Origin of the sequence: Legionella quinlivanii, assembly GCF_003265995.1 — a bacterium.
Classification (GTDB): Bacteria; Pseudomonadota; Gammaproteobacteria; order Legionellales; family Legionellaceae; genus Legionella_C; species Legionella_C quinlivanii_A.
Window position 1 is genome coordinate 96,004 of sequence record NZ_MVJN01000003.1, and the last position, 23,024, is coordinate 119,027.

The window sequence follows — 23,024 nt, forward strand, 5'->3', positions numbered from 1 at the left end:
CCCCCTACGTCCCTCGGCTTGTCCGAGGGACGTAGGTAAATATCTTAAGTGGCATTAGGGCAAGGGCCAAACCTACAATAATTCGTTAACTTAAATTCAACTAGCCGTAAATGCCGACCTGGCATAGTTGACGGCGCTATCCTTCCTGCGCTGCAGTTCCGGCTGTATCGCCTGCCAGGCTAGCTTCCCAATGCCATCGGCATCCTGCCCATAAACCTGATATGCCAAGGTCTTTATATGGCTGTCCTGTGCGAGATATACCAGAAAGTCCTGCAGTTTTTTCTGCTGTTCATCAGGCTCAGCCGTACTTGTAAACATCGATTTAACTGCTGAAACAGCGGCTGCTATTGCTTCCATTGCTCCTAAGCTTGTTCCACCACGAGGCTCGGCATTCTTCCAGGTGATAATGGTTGCTGAAGGAACATAGTTACCCAATATAAAAATAAGATCTCTTACTTCATCACAATTCATCTTATTGCAATGATCGCCCGTGTCTTTACCCATTGCCCATTGGTAAACATCAATGAGGTCGGCACGCGCCTGTTTATATAGTCTCTCTCTTTCTCCTATTGATTTTAACTCATAACCGGCACCCATGCCCGCAAACAGGGAAAGAAACACAGGAATGAATATATACGAAGAAATGTAAAGCCCAACCGTTGCCGATAGTAAAATAACTCCCAGGACATTGGCTGAATGATATTCCTCAAGCCTCTTTTTAAATTTTTCGGTGAGATCCGTTAATATTTTACGATCTGTTTCTGAGGAAGCTGAGAACGCATGATCTGGCCTTGCAAAGCGACTAATGACCGTCTCAGAACTGCTCTCAGGCGACTTCCCCTGCGCCGGGGTTTCTGATGCTGCCGTTTGAGAAAAAAAATAACCTATTAAAGGGTAGCCTGACATATAAATCTCCATCCATTGAAAACAAGTCGAGCTTCTTTTTTATTTCAAATTGCGGAAAATTACAACAGATAATCAAAAATTTGTTATTCAAGGGGGGGGGGGGAAGATTTTGATTTAGAAAGGGCCAATCAGTGTGTCGCCAATTGACCCAGTGGAATGACACATAGCAAGTCCAACCTCGCAAACGGAATATCTCACAGCAAATGTGCTATTGTCAACATTTCTGTACAGTAATTTACACTATTCGTAGACCCGATTGCTAATGTGCAGTAGACTCGCGATTTTGAATTAAAGCAGGCATGCCATGTTCTATGGGGATAATGTTCAGGATACGCGACAAGTTTTTTTTGAGTGCTGGAGAAAATACCGTCAGCAAGAGGCATTGACTGCTTTAGAGCAGCAAGTAGTGAATGTCATTCTTTCGCATCCTGAATATCATGCCATTCTTGATGACCCGCAGGCTAATCTGGCCAGAGCTTATACTCCGGAGATGGGACAAAGCAATCCTTTCCTGCATCTGGGTATGCATCTGGCAATTCGTGATCAGGTTACAACTAACCGCCCAGCCGGTATTCTGGTTATTTATCAGCAACTGATAACCAGGCATCAGGATGAGTTACAGGTAGAACACCTGATGATGGAATGTTTAGCTGAAACATTGTGGCAAGCCCAGCGCGGCATGCCCCCACAGGATATTGAGGAGCATTACCTGCTTTCGCTTAAACGTCTGAAGTGAGCCAGAGGGCTATTTAATTAAACCCCGGGTAGAAGAAAGTAACCTCATGCTTATTATAAAACAAATTAATAAGCGAAGAGCCCTCAATCTCGCGCAATTCTTTAAGCGTGGCCCAGTCCGTTTCACCCTGCAATTTGATCGTGAAAATCATTTGACCCGCTTTACCAGACTCAAGCCATTTTCTGATTAGCGTCAATGCTCTGTCTGGATAACAGGCAATATCCGACAATACCCAGTCGTAGGTCTTCTCCAGTTTTGAAGGCTCAAGCGCAAACGCACTCTGCTTCAGGCAGCTGACACCTGGCAGGGCAGCAATTCGCGGTTCAAGGGGAGCTTTATCTACAGCCGTCACTTGGGTTCCCAGCGATTGCATGACATAGGTCCAGCCTCCAGGTGATGCACCCAAATCAAGAGCACTTTCTCCTGATCTTGGATATCGGTCTAACAGGCTTAAAGCTTCCCATAGTTTCAAATAGGCACGATTTGGAGGGTTGACCTTATCTTCTATGAAATAACAGTGACCCGCGGGCCAGGGTTTTAAACGATCCACGCTATAGAGGAGCGTATTTTGATCAAGCAGACAAAAGCCTCCGATTGATGGAATCTCCTCCTGTAGAGGGAAGGAACGCAGTAAAGGAGGGAGCTTTCGCAATTGGTCGACAATCAAGTGAGAGCGCCGGATATGGCTTGCAGGTTGCAGGTACCAGTATTTTCCTGCCTGTTTTAATAATTTGACCGCCTCGCTGATGGATGTGAACTGATGGATCTGCGGTTTGAACCAGGTATCGAGAGCGAAACAAGGCTTAATAGCACGAGATGATAGCACAACATTTTCAATGATTCTGGTTTCGCCGCCAAGCTCATTATTTAACTCTGCCAAGCGTTCAGCCTTGCCAATATATACCGCATTGACCGTATTGAAATTTTCCATAGATAAATAAAGATACACAAAAAGATTTAGATTTTTCAGTCAAGAGATTACACTAAAATACTAACTTTTTCTTCTATCGTGCCAGATAATCTTCCTATTGGCCTTGTGCAGGTAACCGTCCATTGAATTAAATCCTTATTTATAGAGGGTGTTTTAAGTTTTGGCAAAAGCGAAAAAGCTACTCATTTATATACAGAATCGGTTAACATAGTGCATTCTTTTTTATCGAACAAACCATGAGCAAGCATCAAAAAACGCATTTCGGCTTTGAGTCCGTTGCCTGGGAGGACAAAGAAAAAAAAGTCAGGGAAGTTTTTCAGTCAGTCGCTGAAAATTATGATCTCATGAACAATCTTATGTCTTTTGGTATTCATCACTTGTGGAAACGGTTTACTGTCGAGCTCAGTCAGGTCCGGCCTGGACAAACGGTATTGGACTTAGCGGGTGGAAGCGGCGATTTAACCCGATTACTAAGCCAGAAGGTAGGCGACAAAGGTTTGGTCATACTGGCTGATATTAATTCAGCTATGCTTGAAGTAGGCCGTAAACGTTTAATTAACGAAGGATTGCTGCATAACGTACAGTATGCACAGGCCAATGCACAGATGCTTCCCTTTGTTGATAACAGTTTTCACTGTATCTGTATTGGCTTTGGCTTGAGAAATGTAACCGATAAAGATGAGGCATTGCGATCGATGTTTCGAGTTTGCAAGCCGGGGGGCAAATTAATGGTACTCGAATTTTCAACGCCTGTGTTACCCGGATTAAAACCCATTTATGATTGGTATTCTTTTAATGTTCTACCGCAATTGGGCCAGTTATTTGCTAAAGATAGCAGCAGTTACCGCTATCTTGCGGAATCAATCCGCATGCATCCCAACCAGGAAGAATTAAAAACGCAGATTGAAAAAGCCGGTTTTGAAGACTGTCATTATCATAATCTGAGCGGAGGTATTGTTGCTTTGCACATTGCCCATAAATATTGAGAGCATTTTATGATTAAGAAATATTCATTAAAAGTGTTACAAAAAGCCATCAACCTGGCTCTGTCTCTTGATGATACTATGCCGGGTAAAATTGCTGAACTCAATGGCAAAATCATTGAAATTTCCATAGATACACTGGGAATTAAATTTTTTATAGAATTTAAGGAGGGGCGTCTTAAGCTATTGGATCATTGTGATGAAAAGCCGGATACTTTAATCCACAGCTCGCCCCTGGGGCTGATCCGTTTAAGCCTTCTTCCTGCCTCCAGGGCACGCTCACTTTTCAATGACAAAATTCACATTTCAGGCGACATTGAACTGGGCGAGAAAGTAAAAAAACTGTTTGATGAACTGGATATTGATTGGGAGGGGCATCTGGCCCGCTTTACCGGGGATGTGATTGCTTACCAGTTAGGCTCTTTTCTTCGCCAGGGAATGGATTTGAAAAATCGGGTAGAGGATTCTTTACGCAGCAACTTAAATGATTATCTTCATGAGGAAGCCCGTCTGTTTCCGCCTCGGGAAGAAATCGATGATTTTTTTCACGATATTGATCAGTTAAATCTGGATGTCGAACGGCTGCAAGCCAAACTCAATTTATTAAAAAAAGCGTATGAAACCCGTTAAGCAACTGATTAGACTTCTGTATATCAATACGATCCTGGCGCGCAATGGTTTAGACAGCGTGATTGTCTCCATTCGTCTTTTTTCTCCATTCCGCTTTATTGTCTATTTAAACCCCTGGAACTGGTTTCGCAGGGAAAAACTGAGCCGTGGAGAGGCTATTCGCAAAACCCTTGAGGAGTTAGGGCCAATATTTATTAAATTTGGTCAGGCGCTTTCAACTCGTCCGGATATTTTACCAGCGGATATCGCGCTGGAGCTTTGCAAGCTGCAGGACAATGTGCCTCCTTTTGACAGCAAAACCGCATTATCGATAATCGAAGCCGCCTATGGGCGCTCCGCCTTTGAAGTATTTGCCGAATTCGATACCAATGTGCTGGCATCCGCCTCAATGGCGCAAGTCCATGCCGCCCGTTTAAAAACCGGCGAAGAAGTCGTTGTTAAAATATTAAGACCCAATATGCTAAAAATTATTCAGCAGGATTTGAGCATCATGTATACCATCGCCAATCTGGCCGAGCGTTACTGGGCGGATAGCAAGCGCTTGAAACCGCGGGAAATTGTTCAGGAATTTGAACACAATCTTATTGATGAGCTCGATCTGCAGCGCGAAGCCGCCAACGCCGGCCAGCTTCGGCGCAATTTTCAAAACTCACCCTTACTCTATATTCCGGAAGTATTCTGGGATTATACCCGTGAAAATATCATGGTGATGGAACGCATCCACGGTATACCGGTAGCTGATATCGCCACTCTGCAAGCGAACCAGATTGATATTAAAAAACTGGCCGAACGCGGGGTTGAGATTTTCTTTACCCAGGTGTTCAGAGATTGTTTCTTTCATGCCGATATGCATCCAGGCAATATTTTTGTCTCCTATGAACATCCGCATGATCCACAGTACATCTGCATTGATTTTGGCATTATCGGCACTCTGAATGAAAATGACAAACGCTATCTTGCTGAAAATCTGGTCGCCTTTTTTAATCGAGATTATCGCCGGGTTGCGCAGTTGCATGTGGAGTCGGGATGGGTTGCCAGAGATACACGGGTCGAGGAATTTGAAAGTGCCGTGCGAACTGTTTGCGAGCCTATTTTTGAAAAACCGCTTAAGGACATCTCTTTCGCCCAGGTCGTTCTTCGTTTGTTTCAGGTAGCCCGGCGTTTTCAAATGGAAGTTCAGCCGCAACTGGTATTGTTACAAAAAACATTACTGGCAATTGAGGGATTAGGACGCCAGCTCTACCCTGAGCTGGATCTCTGGGCAACAGCCAAACCTTTTCTGGAAAAGTGGATAAAGCAGCAAATGGGGCCGCGGGCCTTCCTGCAGCAACTAAGAGACAATCTTCCTTTCTATGCGGAACAACTTCCGCAGCTGCCTCGTCTCATGCACGAGGTGCTAATGCTTAGCAAAGAAGAAAAAATGCGCTCACTGTATCAGATCAATCATTTATCTCTGCCGCAAAAAAGAAGTTTCTGGTTCAGGGGGTTGGGAACAGGCATTTTTATAAGTCTGGCAGCCATCGGCATTTTAAGTTATTTTAGTTTACTGGATCCACGACAATTGGGGCTATCAAGCTTTCTGGTTGCCTGCGGAGGGGCTTTAATTACTTTAATTCATCGAACAAACAGGAGCTAATATGGGCTTAAGCGGCGTCAGTCCTTTGTCATTACTACTCATTTTATTCATCATCCTTGCCTTGTTTGGCACTAACAAACTCAAAAATATAGGCAGTGACCTGGGCAGCGCTATTAAAAGCTTTCGTAAAGCCATGAATGATGAAGACAAACCAGATGACAAAGACGACAAGAACTCATGAACAGCGCGGAGTTACTGGTCATTGCCATTGTCGCCGTCATTGTGTTTGGCCCTGGGAAATTGCCTATGTTAGCGGAACATCTTGGAAAGCTGTTTCGCCAGTTCAATCGCTTTCGTGATCAGGCCTCTCAATTCTGGCAGCAGCAAATGAACGAACAGCAATTAAAAGAAAATGAACGCAAGGCAAAAGAAGCCGATTCTGTGTATCAGCGCGAAAAAGAATAATCCAGGTTGCCAGCAAAAATAACACAATTACCGCGAGCTGAGGAATTCCCTCATTTTTTATATAGTCAGCGGATGACTTAACATTGCTCAAACAGCTCTATTATCGTGTCGTTCCCGCGAAGGCGGGAATCTATTTCTAAGATAATTCCTAACTTTGTTTGCTAGATGGATTTCCGCCTACGCGGAAATGACACTATTTTTTGAATGAAAAAATGAGGGGATTCCTCAGTCCACGAACAGAGATATTAATCAAACCTCGATACCGGGCGATGACAATAAGGCGCCTTGTGGTGCTTCTGATAATAATCCTGATGATAGTCTTCAGCTGGCCAAAAAACCTGCGCTTCCAATACTTTTGTAGCGACCTGATGGCCTTTAGCCTGCAATAATTGAATCAGCTTTTGTACCGTTTCCAGCTGTTCATCATCATAATAAAAAACAGCACTTTGATATTGCGGCCCAATATCAGGACCTTGTCCGCTTCGCTGGGTAGGATCATGAATTTCAAAAAAGCGTCTGATAACCGAGTAATAATCAATTTGATTCCGATCATAAATGACTCTTGCCGCCTCATAATGCCCGGTATTGCCATGACAAACCTGTTCATAACCGGGATTTGCCACATGACCTCCGGTATACCCGACCTCGACCTTGAGCACGCCGGGAAGTAACTTGAGAAAATGATCCACTCCCCAGAAACATCCACCCGCTACAATAGCCTCTTCTGTATCAAGCACCGTATCGCTTTCTACAAAATCAATCGATGCCGAATTCACGCAATGACGCAGATTCTTATGCGTGAAGTGTTCGCCAGTAAATACATGCCCAAGATGAGCATCACAACGTTCACAAAGTATCTCAGTGCGCTGACCATCTGCATCAGGAACCTGTTTAACAGCCTGAATGATATTGTCGTCGAAACTTGGCCAGCCACAGCCGGAATGAAACTGGCTTGAGCCGCGAAATAATGCCAAACCACAGCGGCGACAAAGATAAGTCCCTTGTTTTATCGGTTTGACATATTGCCCGGTGTGCGGATATTCGGTGGCTTTATCGCAAATAATCCGTCGGCTCTGAGGAGTAAGACTTGCTGTTTTATCTAGATAATGGTCCATGATTCACCTTGTAAGGCGGCGAAATGGTCTGGCTGGGAAGTTTAAACCATGTAGCAGCATCAGGCTATCGCCAGAGGCCTCCCACTTGCGTGGAAGGCAAGTCAAATGCGACATTTCCTGGCTTGGCAGTTATTTCACTCTGCCACAAATTTTATCAGCCATGTAACCAATAGCGCCTGCATAGTAGATAGAATTATTGTAGCGCAAAATCATCTTATAGTTAGGGAAGGCGAGAAATACCGGACCGCCATTAGGCTGTACAATACTGGCCTCGAGATTTTGATAGGGCAGCGGTTTACCGTCGGTGGTGCGAACGCCCATCGCGTTCCACTCGCTCACCGACTTCACCGTCGTTTTACCTTCCAGACTTTTGTCAAAATTGGCAGGCAGGCGTACATGGATAGCCCAGGGCTCGCCAGTTTGCCAGCCATTCTTTTTCATGTAATTGGCTATAGAGGCAAAGACATCCGCCTTGGCCTTCCAGATATCTTTTCGGCCATCGCCATCATAATCCACCGCGTACTCAACCCAGCTTGAGGGCAGGAATTGCGGCTGTCCCGAAGCCCCGGCCCATTCGCCTTTAAAATCCTTCAGGTTTACATGGCCATCGTTGACAATGTGCAAGGCCAGCATTAATTGCTTACGGAAAAAGTCCTGACGATTTGAATCATAGGCTAAAGTAGCTAAGGATTTGATGACCGGGAAGTCGCCCATGTAAGTACCATAACTGGTTTCCATTCCCCAGAAGGAGACGATAAAACAGGGATCGACACCAAAACTTTGTCCTACCTGATCCAGCAGTTCTTTATTTCGCTGATAATTCTTTTTACCCATGGCAATACGATAGGCATCCGCACGAGTATTTAAATACTTAGTGAAGGTCAGGCGGTGCTCAGGTTGTGAACGAGCAAGACTTTTAACCTGCCTGCTGGGTTCATGGATATCTGCAAAGGCCTGATCAAACAATGAAGCCGGAATGCCCTGAGATAATGCTTCCTGCCTTACACCAGCCACCCAGCTATTCCAGGACTGCTGATTCGCATAAGACATTGAGGTCATGGCGCCTAGTAAACAGGCCAGTGCTTTTAATCCAACTTTTTTCATGTGTTTCCCCTTGTATAGGATTCTGGCTCACCTGTCGATAAGCCCGAGTTTCATGGTTTTGTATTAAGCAGGAACCATGCCTTAAATTAATACCTCACAACGGCTAATTATTATTTTTAATTAGCGGTTCAATAACCGGCCAGACATTATCGAGAATTTTGCTCTGCGCCGCCATATTAGGATGAATATTATCATTTTGCATGTATTCGCGATGACCGGCAACACCTTCTAAAAACATTGCGACAAAAACGAGCTGATATTTTTGCGCCAGATCCTCATAGGCCTTGTCAAAGCGAGTCAGGAATTGCTGGCCATAATTGGGCGGCAGTTTAGTCGCTAATAACACCACGCGGGCATTGCTTTGCCGTGACATATTAATCATCGTTTCAAGGTTTTTGCTCATTTGCGCAAGAGACAAGCCCCGCAAACCATCATTCGCCCCCAGTTCAATCACAACAATCTCGGGTTTATATTTTTTTAAAGCAGCCGGCAGTTTGGTCAGTCCGTTGCTGGTCGTATCCCCACTGGTACTAAGATTAACCGTTTGCCAATTACCAGGATATTGACGCAATTTCTGATCAAGCAGCGCCACCCAGTTTTTCTGATCGGCAATACCATAACCGGCACTGAGGCTGTCACCTAAAATTAACACTGTACCGGCTCGTAAAGGTGCTATCATAAAAAGTGAAAATATAAGAGCGAGGACTTTCCCTGGCATGGTATCTCCTATTCAATCGATTAGTTTACATCACCTGAATTATCAGGTTCAAAGTGGAAATGAGCAATTGCTTATTCTCAGGGATATTAACCTGCGAATCAATTCCGGAATGACAATTGCTATCACCGGGGTGTCAGGTTCGGGTAAGACCTCGCTTTTAAATATCATGGCCGGCCTCGAATTACCCACCTCTGGGCAGGTTTATTATAATGAAACCGATATCACCCAATTAGACGAGGATAGTCGGGCCAGTTTGAGAGCTGAACGAATTGGCTTTATTTTTCAATCCTTTCAATTATTACCGAATTTTTCTGCTCTCGAAAATATTATGTTACCGCTGGAAATTACTAATCGAAAAAATGCAATGGCCATTGCTCTGCAATGGCTGGATCAGGTCGGATTAGCCAGGCGCGCCCATCATTTTCCTTCCCAGCTTTCCGGGGGAGAACAGCAGCGTATTGCCATCGCTCGGGCATTTGCAATCACCCCTTCGATTCTGTTTGCTGATGAGCCAACTGGTAATCTGGATAAAAAAACGGGGCAGCACATCATTGACTTACTTTTCGAGCTGAATTCAGCGCATCGAAGTACGCTGGTGATTGTAACTCATGATGAGTCTCTTGCGGCACGCTGCCATACGCATTGGCCGCTTGCAGAAGGACAGTTGAAATGCTAGCCCTGCCTGCATTTTTCCGAAGCTTTATACGAGAATGGAAAAGCGGGGAGTTGAGCCTTCTGGCTTTTGCCTTATTTTTTTCAATGGCCTGTGTCAGCGCTTTAAATAATCTGGGTGAACTGATTAATTATCAGCTGGATCGGCAAGCCGCCCAGTTGCTGGGCGCGGATCGCCAGCTTAGCAGTGCTATGGTGCTGAAAAAAGAATGGTTCACCAAAGCCTCTTCATTGGGTCTTAGACAAAGCGAGGCGCAAAGCTTTCTGTCAATGGTCAGTCATGGCGAGAATTTACAGCTTGCTCAAGTCAAGGCAATACAGACCCCCTATCCATTAAATGGCCACCTGACGATTAGTAAATCCATTGATAACTCGCAGGTATTTACCAGTAATAGCGCACCATCAGCCGGCCATATCTGGATGGGCTGGCGTCTTTTTAGCACTTTAGCAGTGCAAATAGGGGATACAGTACAGATTGGGGCCGCTGAATTTGTAGTCGATGGAATTATTCTTGAGGAGCCCGGTCAGGTGGGTGACTGGTTCAATATTTCCCCTCATATTCTGATGAATCAGAGCGACATAGACAAAACCACAGTGATACAGACCGGCAGCAATATCCGTTATCAGTGGCTTATCAGTGGCGAGCCAATTCTTCTGGAACAGTTATATGAGTATCTCAGGCCGCAATTAAATGAGCAACAGCAATGGTTTGACAGCAAGTCGGGCAATCGGGCGGTGGAAAGAAACACCAGCCGGACCCTGGCTTATCTTAACCTCGGCACCTTAATGAGCCTGGTTCTTGCAGGCGTTGCCATCAGTATGGCCAGCCTGCGCTTCAGTCAGCGCCACCAGCAGCACGTGGCCGTTCTTCGATGTTTTGGGGCGTCGCAAAAGCATATTCTTACCTGGTATTTTTTAAGCATTCTTTTTCTGGGCAGTCTCGCCAGTATTTTGGGCATAATCCTGGGCTATGTTCTGCAGCCGCTGTTAGTCAGCTGGCTGCGCGGAATCACTCCAGAAACGCAGGCTCCTTTCAGCTTAAGGCCTGCCTTTCTAAGCTTTGCTACCGGCATCCTGATTCTAGGCGCGTTTAGTCTTACTCATTTACTCAAATTAAAAAACGTGAGTCCTGCCAGTATCTTCCGAAGACAAAGCACCCAGGCACAGGGCAGTATGCTGGAGGGTTATATTCTGGCATTTATTCTTTCTGCCGGCCTCGCTTATCTTTACACTCGTTCATGGTCGGTTACCCTGGTGGTTGTCCTGTGCTGTCTCTTTTTTATTCTACTGGTAATCTTCAGTCTCTATGTGGGGTTTGGCCTGTTAGCCAGCGCCAAACAAATTCATTTAAACTGGCGTTTTGGTTTTATCAGTATTTCACGTAATTTAGGGAATAGTGCGCTGCAGATTATTGGTATGGGATTAGCGCTTACCGCACTCTTGAGTCTCTTTCTGCTTAGAACGCAATTGCTTTCTGACTGGCAGCGTCAATTACCGGCTGATGCTGTCAATTATTTTCTCATCAACATTGAAGCGCAGCAAATTCCACCCTTACAACAGCTTTTAAAGCAGCACGCAATCAAAAGCGCCGCGATTTATCCCATGGTTCGCGGCCGCCTGATTCGCATTAATGAGCAGCCGGTAGAACAGGTGCTGGGAGACAAAACTCAGGAAATTAATGCCTTACAAAGAGAACTTAATCTTTCCTGGACCGAGGCCCTTCCTGATGAGAATCGACTGGTTGCAGGCCAATGGAATAGCGGGATATCCATTGAAGAAGATCTGGCCAATCGCTTAGGTGTTCAGATCGGCGACCAGCTCGGTTTCAGGATAGCTGATCAAATCATAAGCGGGAAAATAAGCAGCATTCGCCGTCTTAACTGGTCAAGTTTTAAACCCAATTTCTTTATTCTCTTTAAACCCGGGGTTCTTGACAGCTTCCCCAAAACCTATATTACCAGCCTTTATTTACCCCCGGAAAATCGTGAGTTCCTGATGAGTCTGGTGAAACAATTTCCGAATATTACGGTAATTGACATCGCAACTACTCTTGAGCGGGTACGATCCATTTTTGATAATGTCGGCAAGGCGATAAGTCTTATCTCGTTTTTTGGCTTATTGACAGGGCTGATTATAACCGCTCTGGCCATGTTATCCCAAAGCGGGAGCAAAAAGCAGGAGACCTGGCTTTTGAAAACCCTGGGGATGCGCAGAAAGCAGCTGTTATGGATCAAAAGCAGCGAGGCCTTTTTTACCGGTTTTTATGCGGGTCTTTTAGCAGTGTGCACCGCCATTGCTATCAATTTCTACGTGGCGAACAATATACTGGGTCTATCGTTTATCATGCCCTGGCGCTATTTATTCGGCGTTCCATTTGTTGTGGCAGTTTTCACAGTGCTGCTCAATCATGCAGTATCCTATTGGCAATACGAACGAAGAACTGCTAACTGAACCGCGATGGGTTTATTGTTATAGATATTTATTAAATTCCGCTTATACTCAAGACTATAAACAACAGGCGGAATAATTGGATGAAACGAGATTGGGATATGATTCGGGAGATTCTCCTGAAAATCGAACAACTTGCCCCAAATGCTTTACTGACTCTGGACAGTTTCGATGCAGATAAGCAGAGTGAAATTTCCTGTCACCTCGAAATATTGCAAGAGGCCGGTCTATTGCAGGGAAAAATTCACAAAACACCGGGGGGTTCTCCACACGGCTTTCATTTATTACGGCTCACCTGGGCTGGATATGATCTTTTGGAATATATTCGCTCGAATACTGTCTGGGAAGAAATTAAACAAGAGTTGAATACAAAGCAGATTGCAATGCAGCTTGAGAATATTATGGCAATTGCGCAGGCGATTAACAGGAAGTAGTGGTTGGAAATTTTGTCATTCCTGCGCGGTGTTAGGTGCACCAAAAACTGTCTTTGCGAGCGTTAGCGAAGCAATCCAGTTCCTTACTTTCGATCTGGATTGCTTCACTTCGTTCGCAAAGACGACAGGTTAGCAGCGTGCCCCAGGCACAGGGTACCTGAGTAATTTTTATTCCTGACGCTTCATCGCATCAAAGAATTCCGCATTCGTCTTATGGTTTTTCATGCGCTCGATCAGGAACTCAATCGCATCGCATTCATCCATTGATTGTAATATTTTACGCAGAATCCAGGTACGATGCAGATCTTCAGGAGACAGCAGCAGATCTTCACGACGAGTACCAGAGCGATTGATATTAATCGCAGGGAAGGTTCGGCGCTCGGCAATGCTTCGGCTAAGATGAATTTCCATATTACCGGTTCCCTTGAACTCTTCGTAAATGACCTCATCCATCTTTGAGCCTGTATCGACCAGCGCAGTGGCGATAATCGTCAGGCTGCCGCCTTCTTCGATGTTACGCGCAGCACCGTAGAGACGTTTTGGACGTTGAAGCGCGTTGGCATCAACTCCTCCGGTAAGTACTTTGCCTGATGAAGGAACCACGGTGTTATACGCACGGGCAAGACGGGTAATAGAGTCAAGCAGAATAACCACGTCGCGCTTGTGTTCAACCAGACGTTTGGCCTTCTCGATGACCATTTCAGCAACCTGAACATGGCGGTTAGCTGGTTCGTCAAAGGTACTGGCAACCACTTCACCCTTAACAGAGCGCTGCATTTCGGTTACTTCCTCAGGACGCTCGTCGATTAATAATACAATGAGGTAACATTCTGGATAGCTTTTTGCTATTGAATGAGCGATGTTCTGTAACATCAGTGTTTTTCCAGCTTTGGGTGGAGAAACAATAAGACCCCGCTGGCCACGCCCGAAAGGAGCACAGAGGTCGACAACACGAGCCGTGAGATCTTCAGTACTACCATTCCCTTGCTCCATAACCAGACGTTCGGTCGCAAACAGAGGAGTAAGGTTTTCAAACAGAATTTTTCGCTTGGCGCTGTCGGGAGCATCAAAGTTAATCTGATCTACTTTCAGTAAGGCAAAATAACGCTCGTTATCTTTCGGCGGACGTATTTTTCCATACACGGTATCGCCTGTACGCAGGCCAAAACGGCGAATCTGGCTTGGGGAAACATAGGTATCGTCCGGCCCCGCCAGGTAAGAGTCATCTTCAGAACGCAAGAAACCGAAACCATCAGGTAACACTTCAAGGACACCGCCGCCCAGAATATCTTCACCCTCACCGGCATGCGCTTTTAAAATAGCGAATAAAATATCCTGTTTGCGTTTGCTGGAAACGTTTTCGACTCCCTTTTTTTGAGCGATATTGACAAGGTCGGCAATGGGCAATTGCTTGAGTTCTCTAAGATTCATACTTCTCACTTGATGTATTGGTTAAAAGAATTGGATGTCCGGGGTTATTTAAACGGAAGGTCAGCTTGAGAAAGCTGTTGCCACTCAGGCTATATTATCAGTTTACTTATTTTAATACCATTTGTGAAGAATATCTCATCCTGTCTGACATAAATGGTAAATAGGCCTACTGAATATAACTTAAGCCGAGGATTGTTGACATTTGTTTCAAATAAAACACGAAGCAATCGAAGTCAAAACAAATGTCAACAGACCTCGTTCACATGAGACTAACACAGGGTCTGGTGTAAATCCAGTTTTTTCTAAGTGTGTATTTTGCTTTATCAGGCTTTGTTCTCTAAAATTAAAGTATAGTAATGGAGGATATATGATAGTGCCTGGCATGCCGGAAAACGAACCGGAACGGCTAAAATCCCTTTACGACAGCCATTTATTCCATACTCCTATTGAACAGGGCTTCGAGCGAATCACTCGGCTTACGAAAAAAATCTTTGATGTTCCTATTGTCGCAATAAGCCTTATTGACAAGGAAACCCAGTGGTTTAAATCGGTAATCGGCCTGGATGCCAATAGTACCCCAAGAGATATCTCTTTTTGTGGCCATACCATTCTTAAAGATGATGTTCTGGTGGTCGATGATGCCCAATTAGATCCGCGCTTTTCAGACAATCCCCTGGTGACCGAGTCGCCGTCGATTCGCTTTTATGCCGGTTGTCCCATTCACACCGTCAATGAGCATCGAATTGGCGCATTATGTATTATTGATACTCGTCCCAGACAAATTTCTTCCCACGATAAAATAATTCTTAAAGACATTGCCTCATTAGTAGATACAGAGATAAGAAATCACCAGCATATTCATCCGCCAGAAAAAAAACTTCATGAATTAAACGCAGAAAAAAGAAAAGAACTACTGGATCCCCTTACACGTCTTTGGAATAAAACAGGCATAACCCAGGTAATCGAATATCAAAGGAAATTAAGCAAATTCAATAAAAGTGAATTTGGGATTATTCAGCTATCGGTGGATAGTCTGCAGGCCTTTGTCACGGAATACGGGCATGAAGCTGGCAATGATTTACTGAAGGCAATTACCCAGACGCTGATTAACTCATGCGGCTGCGAAGACTCGATTGGGTATTGGGGCGGCAAGGAATTTGTTATTGTGCTTCCCTGTGAAGAACAACCGGATGTACTCGCGGTTGCCAACCGCATCCGCAAAAATATTGCCAGCGAGCAGCATCTGACTCGTGTGGGGCGAGTGCGAACCACAGCAACAATCGGAGTAGTCTTTTTCAATCCAAAAATTCATCTTAACACGGTCAATCTGCTGACTGAAGCGGCGCATGCCTTGCAGGAGGGCAAACTGCAGGGGGGCAATAAAATAATTATCAAATAAATTAACTCACTCGCCATTAATCTTAATGTATTGAAACCACTTCAACCAGGAATATAATCTCTCTCAGATATTATCTAACCTGAAGTGTGACTGATATGGGAGAACCGCGAGTACCGCAGATAAAAAATCTTTTATTTGGCGAACTGGAGTATATAGATCTGGGCCCAGAAGAACCGGCAATTGAGGATGATCGTGTCTCCTGCAGCATTGCAATTCGTCTGAACAAAAAATACCCTTGCGATGATTTTCAAATTCGACTGACTCCCACTAATCCCTTCTCCGAAGAATCAGAGAAAGTATTCTCCGCTCATAATGCCGATAGTATTTCCCTGGACAGGAAAAAAGGAAAATTTCTCCATTTTCACCTTGATGAGCTGACCTGTAAAACCAACTATCGATATGAGCTTTTATATAAAGGAACCCCTCTGGCGATTAATGGCACCGCAGGAACGGCGGCTCGCCGGGAAATTGTCATCAGAACACCGCCGGCCCGGCAAGATCCCCAGCCTGTCAAAATCGCCGTGGGCGGCGACCAGGAGCGGCACGAGCAATTCGGCGCACTAGGCCACTGTTTTGATCTCGACAATGCGTCGCATACTCAGTTGCTGTATCAGCATATTGCGGATGAAGGTAATTTTGAAGCCAGTGCAGAAGATGACATTGAGTCCCAACCCTATCAGATGATGATTCATCTCGGAGACCTGTTTAATGGTGAGTTTTTCTTCTCCTGGCGTAATCTGTTTCGTCGAGGAAGAAGCGTTTTTGAAGTGGGGGTCGACTCATTGAAGGCGTTTCGGCAGCATCTGGCCAGTGATTTTGGCAAACCGGCTGGTAATGGTCTTGCGCACCTCGCCTATGGTGTTTACGCGGTAGCCGATGATCATGATACCGGGCAAAATAAGGCCAAACCTCCTGTAACTCCAAGCGAATATCGCCGAAGAGAAAATATGGAGAAAGCTTTCCATGAAATGCTGCTTATGCCAGGCTTTTTATCTCAGCCTCGCGATGAAAATAATCCCGACGGGCCCATTGGCAGAGCAGGCCCGTATTATAAGAAGCGCGTCGGCCAAAGCGAGTTTTTCTTTCTGCATAACCGCTATACTAACAGTGCAAAGAATGCCGATGCCTGGTTGTTAGGTGAAGAGCAATGGCAATGGCTGGAACAGTCGCTCGCCAACTCCAAAGCCAGTAATAAAGTGCTTATTTCGCCGCTACCGCTGGTAATGGGCAAGGATCCAGGAGAGGATTATCGTGCGCACTGGCAGGAGTGGCAGCGATTAATGCAGCTTTGCCGAAACCATCGCATCGCGACTATTTTAACCGCTGACTCTCATAATTACAGTTGCAGCGAACTCCATGTCCGGGCTCATCACGATGATGAGCCCTGGGTGGTTCATCAGCACCTGGTAGGTACTCTGGGAGGCAGTAAACAATACGTTTCAGATGAAGAATTACAGTGCATCAATTCTCCTGGACGTCCTCCATTACTACCCAAAGGAGAAGGCTTTGATGCCTCCCTGTACGAGGGCTCAAGGGTCACCGCCTATTTTTCGCCGGGAAACCGCGAGGCCTTACTACCGGATAGGACCAGTGAAACGAAGAAGGAAAGCCAATGGACAGCTAAAGGTCAATGGCAAAATAATACCCACGCCTATGCCAGTCTGGTTTTTAAACCTGCGCATGAAGCAATAAAACGTCCTTCGTCTGGTTCTGAGGGAGATTCAATTGAAATGGTCTGGCAAAAAAATTCCGCAGCGGTCTCAAGCTGGCAGGTACACAGCAGTTTATTCACCTGCTCTGACAAACGGAATGAGGTTGTTCATGAACCGCGTCTGGATTGCGATTATTCAGTGACCTGGAGTGTATGATCCTTTCCCGGGAACATTAGCTAATATAATTAGATATGGAGAGCTGATAGTACGAATAAAATGACACATGAAAAGAGGCCTTATAAAAGTAAGAGTGAAAATTTATTCACAAAGAAACAGGAATCGGATCAGATAGAAGAATCTACTTCTGAAGCATCTCTTGTGAAGCGAAAAGAGGATAACGAACATCCTGATCGTTCCTATGTATACAAAAAAGCAGGCCTCGGTCCCGAATTGAGTGAAATAGAGGCTTTTAATGGCCTCTGTTATCGCATGTTGCTCGGAGAGCATGCTGCAAAAGTGAGGGGAGTTCATGATGAGTCAAATGCCACCATTGGGGTTATTTCAAAACTTATACCTAAATACCTCTCTTTTCACAGTTTTTATAGACAGAATAACAAGACAGGGATAAGTACAGAGGAGTTTATCAAACTCAGGTTTCCGCAAATTTTAGTTGCTGCTTATTGCGAAGAAGAAAATGATTTAAACGCAGAAAATTTCGGGTTTGGACGCAATAAGGAAGGTGAAATAATTTCAGTCAAAATAGACCATGGTGATAGTACCTATCCTGTTATTGCCGAGCAAAAAGGCTTTTCTGCCCGAAATCAATTTATTATTACTGCTGATGATATAATTAATTTCCCAAGATTACAAAATGCAAGTCCGGATAGCTTTGTTCATATATATCCCCCCCGATTACTGGATGTTGATAAATTAGTTCATAATAACGATTTTATTTCACAGAAATACTATAGCTTTCTGAAACGCATTCTTATTGATGACGATAATTACATAGGAATAGCAAAAGCTACTATTAATTCGGAAACCTTAAGAAAAGAACTTGTTGCACATAAAATTGAAAGAACCGCCCTTTTAAAAAATACACTAATCGCCATTCCTGAATTCAGGCATTACATTAATCAGAATCCTTTTGTCATCGATCAGATTATTAAGGAATTTGAAGACTATAACGATGAAATCAGAAAGCCTGAGGACAGATTTTTGAAAATCGATACCCACAAAGTGTATTCCAGATTTTTAGATATTGCCCAAATTTGTAAAGACATGGAGCCGCCTGAGAAATTAAGCGAAGAAACATTAATTAACCTGCCAGATCTCTCTCGGGATTTAGCCGAAATAGAAGAGGGAATTAACAACCTGGAACAAATTGTAGCAAGGGAAGAATTCGTTGACTTACCAGACCTTTCACGGGACTTAGATGAGATTGAAGAAGGAATTAACAGCCTTGAGCAAATTGAAATTACCAGTTCGGCTGTAGCCACTGCTCTGCCCAATAAGTTAAAAGTTAGAAGCAATATTATTAAGATTCCTGGCAGCGAGCGAGAAGAAAACATTTTCGCTGTTAACGCGGTATTGCATGATGATGATCTAATGAAAGGACAAGATGGGAAGATCCCTGACATCATTCTGGAAATACGCAATATAATGGAGGATATTGATTGTTCAGATGATAAAGAAATTGCTGCGGCTATTATTCAAATCAAAGATAGAATAAATAATTCCAGGGAAAGGAATCATAGTACCAATACTCAGGAAATTATTAATGTACTCAGTCAACCGGGGCACATCAATTTTAGAGTGATTCGAGACGCTTTGTCCAAGAATGAATCCATGGAAAAAATAATGGCTCCGATTAAAGTAGGTATGCGTCCGGGTTAGCGTGTTTAATTCAATGGCTCTGATATTTCCGAAATTTCTGGCCTTATTGAGGCCAGGAACCACTGCCATTAGGTTAAGAACTCTGCAATACGACGTGTAGGTTGGGCCCTTGGCCCAACATTGACTTCTCGAGTGGATCAATGCGTTTGCATGGGCCAAGGGCCCAACCTACGATAACTGGATCCCTCGGACAAGCAGAGGAACGTAGGTAAATATCTTAGAAAGGCGCGAAAATTAGCTGTTGCTTTCAACAAATGCAGTCAGTTGTGATTTGCTCAGCAGACCCATTTTCATTGCTGCCACCTGGCCGTTTTTGAAAATAATCAGAGTAGGGATACTCATAACACCATACTTGGATGGAGTTTGTGGATTTTCATCAATATTTACTTTGGCGAAAGTAATCTGCTCGTGATGACTGGCGGCAACTTCTTCCAGAATAGGTGTTAACGCACGGCATGGGCCACACCATTCGGCCCAAAAATCCACCAATACTGGCTTGGTTGAATTCAATACGTCCTGCGAAAAGCTCGCATCAGTTACCGTTTTAATATGTTCACTCATGTGTTATCCCCTAAGGATTTAAGAATTTAAAATACGATCTTGATTATATACACAACAGAAGACGACTACAAATCGCCCCATACAGCCTGCAAAATACTCAGCGCCGCAATCGCAGCAGTTTCTGTGCGCAAGACCCTTGGCCCCAAAGACAGCGGTGCGCAATGATTCTTCGTTAATTGATCAAGCTCCTCAGCCGAGAATCCCCCTTCAGGACCAATAAATAAATACACTTCTTTGTCTTTGCATTGATAATCTCGCCAGTGTTTATCAGCTCCAGGCGAGAGCACAAAGCTGGCGACAGCAGGCATTTGTTTCAAAAAGTCGGCAAAAGTGATAATCGGCTGTACTGGCGGTACGGTATTTCTTCCGCATTGCTCACAGGCGGAAATGACGATATGCTGCCACTGCGCCTGTTTTTTTCTCATCCTCTCCTCATCCAGCTTCACGGCGCAATAGTCAGTAAGAACCGGCGTAATACTGGCCACCCCAAGCTCTGCCGCCTTTTGCACGACAATTTCCATACGCTCACCTTTTGAAACGCCTTGCACAAGATGAAGTCTGACTGGCGATTCGCGATTCCTTTCCTGAGCGGAAATGATTTTAACCATTACCTTTTTTTTATGCGCCTGAACTATTTCGGCATCGAATTCCTGGTTATTGCCGGGGAACAGGCAGAGCCTGTCGCCTTGCTGTTTTCTTAAGACCACACCCACATGCTGGCCGGCCTCAGGTGACAGCTCTATAATTTCTCCAGGGGAATATTGTCCTGGCTGGTAAATACGAATTAAACGCACAGAAATCCTCTCGTTAATTTCTATCAATGACTATGCTACTATCACTAGGGCGTGTTTTTAAGGTTATTGATAAAACTTTAAAAACACGCCCTTGCTTTTCTATTCTGGAGAAAATAATGACCGCCACACGCATTGAAACCGACAGTATGGGTGAAATCCCGGTTGAGACCAGCCGCTATTGGGGGGCGCAGACCGAGCGCTCGCTGCATCATTTTAACATTGGCAATGACATCATACCAAGAGAAGTTACCCATGCCTTTGGCATTTTAAAAAAAGCCGCCGCTCTCACCAATCTTGAACTAGGAAAACTACCCCAGGATAAGGCCGATCTGATTATTAAAGCGGCTGACGAGGTTAGCTCAGGTGCGCTGGATGAACATTTTCCTCTGCATGTCTGGCAGACTGGCAGCGGAACCCAATCCAATATGAATGCCAATGAAGTTATCTCAAACCGGGCAATTGAGCTTGCCGGAGGAGTAAAGGGCAGTAAAACGCCGGTTCATCCAAATGATCATGTCAATATGTCACAATCATCCAATGACACCTTTCCCACCGCTATGCATATCGCGACCGCCATTGCCATCCACAAGCGCCTGCTGCCTGCGGTCCGTGAATTAAGAGATACTCTGGCTGCCAAGATGAATGCGTTTAAGGACATCGTAAAGATTGGTCGAACTCATCTTCAGGACGCAGTCCCTTTAACTCTCGGTCAAGAGTTTTCCGGTTATGTTGCGCAACTCGATGCCTGCATGCAATATGTTGAGCAATGCCTGCCAGATGTCTATAAACTGGCGCTCGGAGGCACCGCCGTTGGTACAGGACTGAACACCCACCCGCAATTTGCCGAAAAAGCGGCTGCCCATATCGCTCAAATTACTGGATTACCTTTTGTATCCGCACCTAACAAATTTGCAGCACTGGCCTCCCACGAACCACTGGTCATGGCGCATAGCAGCTTCAAGGCATTAGCTTGTGCACTGATGAAAATTGCCAATGATGTCCGCTGGCTTGGTTCAGGTCCTCGCTGTGGAATTGGCGAGCTTATTCTGCCTGAAAATGAGCCCGGTTCATCCATTATGCCCGGCAAAGTAAATCCCACCCAATGTGAAGCAATGACCATGGTCTGCGCACAGGTTCTGGGGAATGACACTACGGTTGGAATTGCTGCCAGTCAGGGGAATTTTGAATTAAATGTATTTAAGCCGGTTATTATTTTTAATGTGCTTCATTCATTAAATCTGCTGGCGGATACCTGCCATTCATTCAGGGAGTTCTGTGCGGAAGGCCTAGAGCCCAACTACACACAGATTGAGTATTATCTGCATCACTCACTGATGCTGGTTACAGCACTCAATCAGCATATTGGTTATGATAAAGCCGCTAAAATCGCCAAAACAGCACACCATGACAACATATCCCTGGAGGAAGCAGCAGTTAAACTGGGCTACTTAACCGCCGAACAGTTCAAGGAATATGTGAAGCCTGAGGAAATGGTCAACGCCGGTTAGTTCGCATACCGCGGGATCAATCCCGCGGTTCATTCAGCATTCGGCTGATAGCCCCCACGTTATTACTAAAAATCCAGCGCATCCCTCTGTGTACTTCACGGTAGAGCACATTTTTGGAATCCACAAAACCAACCCCAACTTTTTGCTCGGCAAGCTTTAGTGATTCAATTTTTTTGCTGGAAAAAAGCAGATAATGGCCTAAAACACCGCCGTACTGCTGCTTCAAACTATCCTGACAAAAACGAGCCATATTATTATGCCCGGCAACCAGCAGCATGGATTGCCTTGAGAATAGGGTCAGTTCGCGAAATATTCCCTCATCCAGACTTAACAGATGATAATCGGTTTCAGGCTGTAAGGGACTTAAAACCTCAAACAAAGCGCCCTCGCCTGCAAATGGCGCCTTTAGCTCAATAAAGAAATGCAGCGAATTCCCATATAGATTAATGACTTCCTCCAGTGAAGGGATCATTGGCACTTCTTTTTTTAGCTCAGCAAAGCTTAGCTGATTTACCCATTGATTTTTTCCCCACAACCGATTCAAATCGGGATCATGATGTACCACAGGCACCTGATCGGCAGTCATCTGAATATCCAGCTCAACCCCCCAGCAGCCTAACTCAAGGGCACGGTCAAAAGCAGGCAGGGTATTTTCAATGATCCGCAATTTCCTGCTATGCGCTCCACGATGCGCAATTAGATAAACCTCTTGCAATAATTGGTTCTCAGGCCGCAAACGCGGCACACAGGCAAAATATCGGTCTATACTTTTTTCAAGACACTCAAGAAAAGTCATTCTGGGCTTTACTAAATAAAAAAAGTGTAGCAGCTTTTCATAACGCTGTTAATGATGCTTTTTTATATAACCTAACAAATAAAGATTGACATCAGAACATTTCTTGAGTACCTTAGCCGCAATGCCGAGGTGGTGGAATTGGTAGACACGCTAGCTTCAGGTGCTAGTGGGGGCAACCCCGTGGAGGTTCGAGTCCTCTTCTCGGTACCATTATGAACTTGTAACGGTTCAATTCAAATTAGTACGTAACACTTTAATTTATTAAAACT

At 44.8% G+C, this 23,024-nt stretch carries 22 protein-coding genes and 1 tRNA gene; 14 read left to right on the plus strand and 9 right to left on the minus strand.

Annotated features, from left to right (window positions below; translation table 11 throughout):
• Window positions 1-96: 96 nt before the first annotated feature.
• Window positions 97-906, minus strand: coding sequence for a hypothetical protein (locus B1207_RS04175; protein WP_112218745.1), 810 nt, complete (start codon window positions 904-906; stop codon window positions 97-99).
• Between the two features lie 304 nt (window positions 907-1,210).
• On the opposite strand from B1207_RS04175, the gene B1207_RS04180 reads away from it, so the two are divergent.
• Window positions 1,211-1,642, plus strand: coding sequence for a DUF1841 family protein (locus tag B1207_RS04180; RefSeq protein ID WP_112218746.1), 432 nt, complete (start codon window positions 1,211-1,213; stop codon window positions 1,640-1,642).
• Between the two features lie 13 nt (window positions 1,643-1,655).
• Here the strand turns inward: B1207_RS04180 and B1207_RS04185 are convergent, their stop codons facing one another.
• Window positions 1,656-2,573, minus strand: coding sequence for an SAM-dependent methyltransferase (locus B1207_RS04185; RefSeq protein WP_112218747.1), 918 nt, complete (start codon window positions 2,571-2,573; stop codon window positions 1,656-1,658).
• A 236-nt stretch (window positions 2,574-2,809) separates the two neighbouring features.
• Between B1207_RS04185 and ubiE the strand changes: the two genes are divergently transcribed.
• From ubiE to B1207_RS04210, 5 genes are read left to right on the plus strand one after another with little or no spacing between them, the layout of a single operon-like run.
• On the plus strand, window positions 2,810-3,559 hold the full coding sequence (gene ubiE, locus B1207_RS04190; RefSeq protein WP_112218748.1) for a bifunctional demethylmenaquinone methyltransferase/2-methoxy-6-polyprenyl-1,4-benzoquinol methylase UbiE: 750 nt from the start codon (window positions 2,810-2,812) through the stop codon (window positions 3,557-3,559).
• A gap of 9 nt (window positions 3,560-3,568) precedes the next feature.
• On the plus strand, window positions 3,569-4,186 hold the full coding sequence (locus B1207_RS04195; RefSeq protein ID WP_112218749.1) for a ubiquinone biosynthesis accessory factor UbiJ: 618 nt from the start codon (window positions 3,569-3,571) through the stop codon (window positions 4,184-4,186).
• Window positions 4,173-5,822, plus strand: a complete 1,650-nt coding sequence (gene ubiB / locus B1207_RS04200) for a ubiquinone biosynthesis regulatory protein kinase UbiB (protein WP_112218750.1) — start codon at window positions 4,173-4,175, stop codon at window positions 5,820-5,822. Before B1207_RS04195 ends, ubiB begins: the two co-directional genes overlap by 14 nt.
• Before the next feature lies 1 nt (window position 5,823).
• Window positions 5,824-6,003, plus strand: a complete 180-nt coding sequence (tatA, locus tag B1207_RS04205; RefSeq protein ID WP_112218751.1) for a twin-arginine translocase TatA/TatE family subunit — start codon at window positions 5,824-5,826, stop codon at window positions 6,001-6,003.
• Window positions 6,000-6,227: a Sec-independent protein translocase subunit TatA/TatB gene (locus B1207_RS04210; RefSeq protein ID WP_058506967.1), complete on the plus strand. Its 228-nt coding sequence runs from the start codon at window positions 6,000-6,002 to the stop codon at window positions 6,225-6,227. The genes tatA and B1207_RS04210 overlap by 4 nt, the downstream gene beginning before the upstream one ends.
• A gap of 245 nt (window positions 6,228-6,472) precedes the next feature.
• Here B1207_RS04210 and B1207_RS04215 read toward each other — a convergent pair whose 3' ends face one another.
• The 3 genes from B1207_RS04215 to B1207_RS04225 all read right to left on the minus strand — a co-directional run bounded on the left by B1207_RS04215 (window position 6,473) and on the right by B1207_RS04225 (window position 9,164).
• Entirely contained in the window at window positions 6,473-7,342 is an 870-nt protein-coding gene (locus B1207_RS04215; protein WP_112218752.1) for a bifunctional methionine sulfoxide reductase B/A protein, read from the minus strand.
• Between the two features lie 129 nt (window positions 7,343-7,471).
• On the minus strand, window positions 7,472-8,446 hold the full coding sequence (locus B1207_RS04220; RefSeq protein ID WP_112218753.1) for a lytic murein transglycosylase: 975 nt from the start codon (window positions 8,444-8,446) through the stop codon (window positions 7,472-7,474).
• Window positions 8,447-8,549: 103 nt separating this feature from the next.
• Window positions 8,550-9,164 (minus strand): arylesterase, encoded by a 615-nt coding sequence (locus tag B1207_RS04225; RefSeq protein WP_112218754.1) that lies wholly within the window; start codon window positions 9,162-9,164, stop codon window positions 8,550-8,552.
• On the opposite strand from B1207_RS04225, the gene B1207_RS04230 reads away from it, so the two are divergent.
• The 3 genes from B1207_RS04230 to B1207_RS04240 all read left to right on the plus strand — a co-directional run bounded on the left by B1207_RS04230 (window position 9,163) and on the right by B1207_RS04240 (window position 12,718).
• On the plus strand, window positions 9,163-9,840 hold the full coding sequence (locus tag B1207_RS04230) for an ABC transporter ATP-binding protein (protein ID WP_112218755.1): 678 nt from the start codon (window positions 9,163-9,165) through the stop codon (window positions 9,838-9,840). The two genes, B1207_RS04225 and B1207_RS04230, sit on opposite strands and share 2 nt — an antisense overlap.
• Entirely contained in the window at window positions 9,834-12,287 is a 2,454-nt protein-coding gene (locus B1207_RS04235) for an ABC transporter permease (protein ID WP_112218756.1), read from the plus strand. Before B1207_RS04230 ends, B1207_RS04235 begins: the two co-directional genes overlap by 7 nt.
• A gap of 80 nt (window positions 12,288-12,367) precedes the next feature.
• A complete protein-coding gene (locus B1207_RS04240; RefSeq protein ID WP_112218757.1) occupies window positions 12,368-12,718 on the plus strand; it encodes a DUF2513 domain-containing protein in 351 nt (116 codons plus the stop codon).
• A gap of 168 nt (window positions 12,719-12,886) precedes the next feature.
• Here B1207_RS04240 and rho read toward each other — a convergent pair whose 3' ends face one another.
• Window positions 12,887-14,149, minus strand: coding sequence for a transcription termination factor Rho (gene rho / locus B1207_RS04245; RefSeq protein ID WP_058506960.1), 1,263 nt, complete (start codon window positions 14,147-14,149; stop codon window positions 12,887-12,889).
• A 367-nt stretch (window positions 14,150-14,516) separates the two neighbouring features.
• Here rho and B1207_RS04250 point away from each other — a divergent pair, with 367 nt between their 5' ends.
• The 3 genes from B1207_RS04250 to B1207_RS04260 all read left to right on the plus strand — a co-directional run bounded on the left by B1207_RS04250 (window position 14,517) and on the right by B1207_RS04260 (window position 19,096).
• A complete protein-coding gene (locus tag B1207_RS04250; protein WP_112218758.1) occupies window positions 14,517-15,548 on the plus strand; it encodes a sensor domain-containing diguanylate cyclase in 1,032 nt (343 codons plus the stop codon).
• A gap of 95 nt (window positions 15,549-15,643) precedes the next feature.
• Window positions 15,644-17,416, plus strand: a complete 1,773-nt coding sequence (locus tag B1207_RS04255) for an alkaline phosphatase D family protein (RefSeq protein WP_146740012.1) — start codon at window positions 15,644-15,646, stop codon at window positions 17,414-17,416.
• Between the two features lie 234 nt (window positions 17,417-17,650).
• Window positions 17,651-19,096: a hypothetical protein gene (locus tag B1207_RS04260; protein ID WP_146740013.1), complete on the plus strand. Its 1,446-nt coding sequence runs from the start codon at window positions 17,651-17,653 to the stop codon at window positions 19,094-19,096.
• Window positions 19,097-19,330: 234 nt separating this feature from the next.
• On the opposite strand, the gene trxA is transcribed toward B1207_RS04260, so the two are convergent.
• Complete coding sequence (trxA, locus tag B1207_RS04265) at window positions 19,331-19,657, minus strand: thioredoxin (RefSeq protein ID WP_058506956.1); 327 nt, start codon at window positions 19,655-19,657, stop codon at window positions 19,331-19,333.
• Window positions 19,658-19,722: 65 nt separating this feature from the next.
• Entirely contained in the window at window positions 19,723-20,451 is a 729-nt protein-coding gene (locus B1207_RS04270) for a 16S rRNA (uracil(1498)-N(3))-methyltransferase (RefSeq protein ID WP_112218761.1), read from the minus strand.
• 116 nt (window positions 20,452-20,567) lie between these two features.
• On the opposite strand from B1207_RS04270, the gene fumC reads away from it, so the two are divergent.
• Window positions 20,568-21,959 carry a class II fumarate hydratase gene (fumC, locus tag B1207_RS04275; protein ID WP_112218762.1) on the plus strand — a complete coding sequence of 464 codons (1,392 nt, stop codon included), beginning with the start codon at window positions 20,568-20,570 and terminating at the stop codon, window positions 21,957-21,959.
• Between the two features lie 16 nt (window positions 21,960-21,975).
• Here the strand turns inward: fumC and B1207_RS04280 are convergent, their stop codons facing one another.
• Window positions 21,976-22,755 carry a glycerophosphodiester phosphodiesterase gene (locus B1207_RS04280; protein WP_112218763.1) on the minus strand — a complete coding sequence of 260 codons (780 nt, stop codon included), beginning with the start codon at window positions 22,753-22,755 and terminating at the stop codon, window positions 21,976-21,978.
• A gap of 123 nt (window positions 22,756-22,878) precedes the next feature.
• Between B1207_RS04280 and B1207_RS04285 the strand changes: the two genes are divergently transcribed.
• A tRNA-Leu gene (locus tag B1207_RS04285) sits at window positions 22,879-22,965 on the plus strand.
• Window positions 22,966-23,024 lie beyond the last annotated feature (59 nt).